The sequence below is a fragment of the Paenibacillus germinis genome, from assembly GCF_013141785.1.
In the GTDB taxonomy this organism is placed as follows: domain Bacteria; phylum Bacillota; class Bacilli; order Paenibacillales; family NBRC-103111; genus Paenibacillus_E; species Paenibacillus_E phytorum.
The window spans coordinates 1-5,225 of record NZ_WHOC01000153.1 but is presented as its reverse complement, the minus strand read 5'-3'; the positions used below and the strand labels follow the sequence as shown (position 1 = coordinate 5,225).

Genomic DNA, 5,225 nt, shown 5'->3' with positions numbered 1-5,225 from the left:
ATGAACATACGTATCCGCATAGGAATTGGACCGACCAAGATACTTGCAAAGCAAGCGACTGATAATTTCGCAAAGAAGAACGTAAATGGTATTTTTACACTTGGTAAAGAAGATGTGGAGCGTGAGTTGTGGCCACTAGCCGTTGATAAGATGTATGGAGTTGGATCGCGTATGACTCGCCACTTCGTCGCACTCGGTATGACGACAATAGGTCATGTTGCTAGGACACCTCTTGCGACTCTCAAGCAGAAGTTTCGAGCTCGTTTTGGTAAACAGTCAGACATACAGGCTGAGGTGATGTGGCGTACTGCCAACGGATTAGATGACAGTCCAGTCACACCAGGAACGTTTGACGTAATGCCTAAATCAATCGGGCATGGAATGACTTTGCCACGAGACTATTCGACCGCGGAAGAAGTTGATATTGTACTCTTGGAATTAACCGAAGAAGTATGTCGGGATGCAAGAGCAAAAGGGTTTACAAGCGGGACTGTTCATGTTTTTTGCATGTGCTCGCCATACGATGCACCAACAGGTTTTAGTCAGCAACGGAAAATGCCGCTGTGTACGAATAACACACTGAAAGTATATCGATCAGTTCGCGAGATATTTCACCGTAACTGGAATGGTCTACCTGTGCGTAAAGTCGGAGTTACACTCGGCTCACTTGTCGATGAAGAGGTCACGCAATTGGATTTATTCGAAGATGTTACAAAGGTCCGTGAGCTCGATCGTGTCGTGGATGGTATTAAAGACCGGTTTGGTAGTACGGCACTCATCCGCGCATCAAGTATGATGAAAGCCGGTCTCGCGGTAGACAGAGCTAGAAAAATTGGAGGGCATTATCGATGAGCAAGAAATTAGAACGGAACGGTTTATGGGAGTCTAGTCGGATGATGCTTCCACAACATAAAGAATCTGCAATAAGAAACCAGAAAGAAATGCAACGCATCCAGCGTCTAGTACTTGATGAGCAGGAAGTGCAAATTATATCAGCCACACTGAGTCAGTCACAGATGTACAAGAAGACGGTTGAACTCACATTATATGGTGAGTATCAGCCACGTACCATAACGGGTATTGTGACACGCAGCAAACACGGCGAATTCCGAGTTGACACTGTTGATCCATCTAATGGAGTTGAGGACTGGAGTTGGATCAGCTATAAAGATGTGTTGAGGGCAGAGCTGAGTAAAGAGTTTACTTAGGATGAAATGATATATCCGTAGAAGCGTTGGGAGAGAATAAAACACCACCTAAATGTAATTTTACGAGTGGTGTATGCAAGGCTTAGGGTACCACCAACAAAACGCGGAAAACATACGCTAAGCCCAGAGTGATAATCTGTAACCTGATTCCTCTTTCTTGTAAACGGTGCGATTAGGTGCAGAAGTCCACCCCTCTTTCTTATTTCAAATTTCAAATCGGAAAACGGAGATAAACCCTTAAAACCGAGGGACGGGCAGATTAGTGCAATTCACCTCGTACAAATATGGTAGAATAATGGTAAAATGAAGGAGATTTTCCCAGAGATGATTAGAGGTTATGATCTGCCTGAAACTCTTAGTCGCTTATTCGTAATAGATGATGAATTGTATAATAATTACGGGAGTAAGCTTGTCGATTATTTAGGGATCTACTTGGATTTCATTGATGATTTTGGTTATGAGTGTACTCCGCAGGATGCAATTGTTTTTGCAAGAACTGGGGCAGATGGAGACCATTTTGCTTTTCTTACTAAACAAGATACAGTTTTTACACTCGAGGAAGCACCAATTGTTTTTATTCAACCTATGGATTTTGATAATCCAATTAAATTAGTTGCTAAAAACATAAAAGATTTCCTTTCCCTTTTTATTACCCTTAAGGAATTATACGTTCTCGAGAGGTTTGATTTATATCAGAGCAAGATTGATTTTATTGATGATTACAAGAAGAATTATCATAATGTAATATTAGAAAGAGAAGAAAAAATTTCATTAATCTCAACCGAGTTACTAAATCGAATCGAGCTAAGAACTATTGAGGATGCTTATCAGTATATTAAAGAATTAAACAAAGATAATGTGTAGATTAATTTAACTGAAGGTTGCAGCAGGTAGAATGAATCATTCCGCTAACGGGAAACGAGAGTTCTATAACTACTAATTAGGCAGACACAGTTAACTTTTTTCAGATCGAACCATCAGTATCTACTAAGTGTCCCATCTTGGTATAATAATATTTCAAATCCAATAAAGCTGATACCCGTGTAGAACGGATATCAGTTTTTTTCGTAGATCAACCTCCAGAGCTTATTAATCACTTTTTTCAGACGCATTTATCCAATGGCAAAGGTCCTTGCGTCTATACACACTAAGCATGAGACCTACTGCCGCAAATTGTTACGCAACTTGTGTTACATTAACAACGTCTATACTTTTGGGATTATTTGTTAGAAGTTTAAGGGATGAAAATGGAGGCGATAAAAGATGAAATATAAGTTGGCATTAATTTGCGGAGTCATATGGAGCGCTTCTTTTTCTCAATTCGTTTTTGCAGATGAGTGGTCCCCAAGCCTACCGAAAACTATCACGCTTCTGCATGAAACGAAGTTATATGCAAGCCCAAATGAACTCTCCACATCATGGGCATCTTTGACTCCGCAAGATGTTCAAACTGTGGAAGCAGAAATGGATTGGTATAAACCTTTTCCCAATGAACAGAAATGGGTGAAAATTCATACAAACTGGCTTGGTGATCAATGGGTGCATATTGATTTTCATGAGATCGGTAGGATGACGCCTAAAGATGAGTTTCTTGATGTATTGGGCCCCATGCCGTTGTTCACCAAACCAGAATGTGGATACACAGGAGCGACGCTCGCTAGTCAGATCGTTCATACCAAAGGGATATTTTATCGTCCATTGCAAAATCCTTCTTGGCTACTCGACACCTGGCTAGGTGACAAATGGTTCACACCATCTGGCGTTTTGGTGATAGAAGGTGTATCCAAAGTATCGCCCGATGTCAAAGTGAATTTGCAAGGAACAGCATCTTTGTTTAACGCACCTGAAAATCAACCCTATATTCCTAATGCGGCGGTGATCGAACCGCAACTCGTAAGTGCAATTGCCCAACAGGGGGACTTTTACAAAGTAACCACGAATGATGGAAAGCATGGTTGGGTCTCCCATAGATATGAACAGCCAACTGGAGTAGAATTGATCAACACCGACATCCTTTTACCGAAAACAACAAACATATACGCTTATCCCAATCTTCAAAGCTTTTTGGATCCATTAGCCCCCCAAACGGTGCATGCGCACGCTAAGGTGCAAGATATATGGGGCAATACATGGTTTCAAATTCGAACTTGGGTGGGTGATGCCTGGATACTCCATAATGACAGTGCAGAACTTAATCCTAATAAAATTCCTGACAACAATGGATACATTGATGTATTCCCCAAAACGATTTCAGGAGACAAAACAGTTTGTGGTCGGTTATATGTAATGAACATGCCGCAATACGAGAGCTACGGCGGATTTAGCTTCACTTTGCAAATGATAGATAGTAACGGAAACCTACTAGCTAGTGCAGAAACGAGTGTTTCAGGTGTGCAACAAAATGACGATATCTCATTCACGACGGTGTTGGACAAATTTGAAGAGAGTTTTTCAAACTACACATTCCGACTTTCAAACGTGAAATTCATAAAAGCCTATTAATTAGAAGGCTGCCGACATCAAATGATCGGCGGCCTTCTCAGCTAACGGGCAGTTATCCGCGATTACAAAAGCAGGAAAATAGATCATCTTTATCGAAAATTATTTGAATTATAATTAGAGTTATTTCTCTGAACCGGAGGCAATTTAAGTTGACTAAATATATTCAATTACTTTTCGTTGTTATTCTTCTCTTCATCTCAGGCTGCAACAGTAGCACTACATCTTCCGAGGCAACCCCGACCAACGTATCGTCTGCCGATTCGACAGTATCACCTGAGGTCAAAAGTGTGCCTCCATCCTCGTCTCCACCCACAGAACTTGCAGCACCAACTTCGACTTTATCGTCAGCCAGCCCTTCAAAGATGACTCCTTCTGTCCCCCAAAAAATAGACTCTATTATAGGGGAACCACTGAAAGATCAGTCATTTCAAGTCAATTTTGAAAATTTTGGGGAATCTGAGTTTATAACCACTAAAGAAAACGTAAAAGGCAAGAACCGGCCGCATCTTTACTTCAAAAGTGGGGAGTCGGTTGCCGAGTTGAAGTATGAGCTTGAATCGCCGGAGTCATTCTATACCGTTTCTGCGGTCTCTTTTCGAGATGTAAGTGGTGACGGAAAAAAGGACATAATCGTGATCGCGGACTATACAACAGGATTTGGGTATATGGGCGCAATCCCTATTTCGCAATTAATAATCTTCAAGCAGACCGAATCTGGGTTTAATGAGGATCACTCTATTGAAGACAAGGCTCGCTCCGGAGTTCCATACCGAATCTTGACAGTCCCGGATGTGATGATCGGCTTAAAAACTGACCCTAAAGAAAGCATACCTAATGCTTGGCAACGCCTGCACCCTGGAACCTATAAATTGGAGGGCTCCGGTGAACTAGGTGGCTCCACGCTGACCATAAGAAGAACTTCTGGTGATGGTCTATTATTTAATCTCGATGCTTTTTATGCTGCAAATAAAGAGGCATTAAAGCAAGGAGGAGTTAATGTCGGGACCATTGACTCGGCTAAAGCTACCCCCTCATCTGGAGAAATGATTTTCAAGGATAGTAATTATGAATTATCCTTCTACATGATATCCAGCACGGATCTTTATGTCCGGGACAATGGCCAGCCATACTTTGGACTTAACGTGTACGTAAATGGAATCTACACTCCCAAATGATCCGAAATGATAATAAGTACATAAAGCAAGTTGTACAACTACGCTAACGGAAACGAGAGTTCAAAGAAACGTTAAGCAGCCGCAGAAAGGACGATGACATGAGTTACGTTATTCGGTTAATTAACGAAGCTAAGACGCTTTCAGACTGTGAAGTTTATCCTGCATCGGCTTTACCAAGACTTCGTTCTTCTCACATATTGCCACCCGATCTTGAAGAATTTTATAAAGAGTGCGGTGGCATGCAGATTTTCAATGATTCTGATTTTCCTTATCGTGTGATTCCACCAATAGAGATTAAATTGGCTAATTTAGAGATCCTTGGTGAAGAAGTGGAGGATGA

At 41.4% G+C, this 5,225-nt stretch carries 5 protein-coding genes and 1 pseudogene; all 6 read left to right on the top strand.

The window, feature by feature from the left end:
• A partial coding sequence (locus GC102_RS28760; protein ID WP_171692560.1) for a DinB/UmuC family translesion DNA polymerase occupies nt 1–852 on the top strand: 852 nt, incomplete at its 5' end.
• Nucleotides 849–1,208, top strand: coding sequence for a YolD-like family protein (locus GC102_RS28755; RefSeq protein ID WP_171692559.1), 360 nt, complete (start codon nt 849–851; stop codon nt 1,206–1,208). The genes GC102_RS28760 and GC102_RS28755, both read left to right, overlap by 4 nt.
• Nucleotides 1,209–1,532: 324 nt before the next feature.
• Nucleotides 1,533–2,072, top strand: a complete 540-nt coding sequence (locus GC102_RS28750; protein WP_171692558.1) for a hypothetical protein — start codon at nt 1,533–1,535, stop codon at nt 2,070–2,072.
• 399 nt (nt 2,073–2,471) lie between these two features.
• Complete coding sequence (locus tag GC102_RS28745; RefSeq protein WP_171692557.1) at nt 2,472–3,710, top strand: SH3 domain-containing protein; 1,239 nt, start codon at nt 2,472–2,474, stop codon at nt 3,708–3,710.
• Nucleotides 3,711–3,859: 149 nt separating this feature from the next.
• On the top strand, nt 3,860–4,885 hold the full coding sequence (locus GC102_RS28740) for a hypothetical protein (protein WP_171692556.1): 1,026 nt from the start codon (nt 3,860–3,862) through the stop codon (nt 4,883–4,885).
• A 98-nt stretch (nt 4,886–4,983) separates the two neighbouring features.
• Nucleotides 4,984–5,225: pseudogene (locus GC102_RS28735) on the top strand (SMI1/KNR4 family protein); the annotation flags it as partial.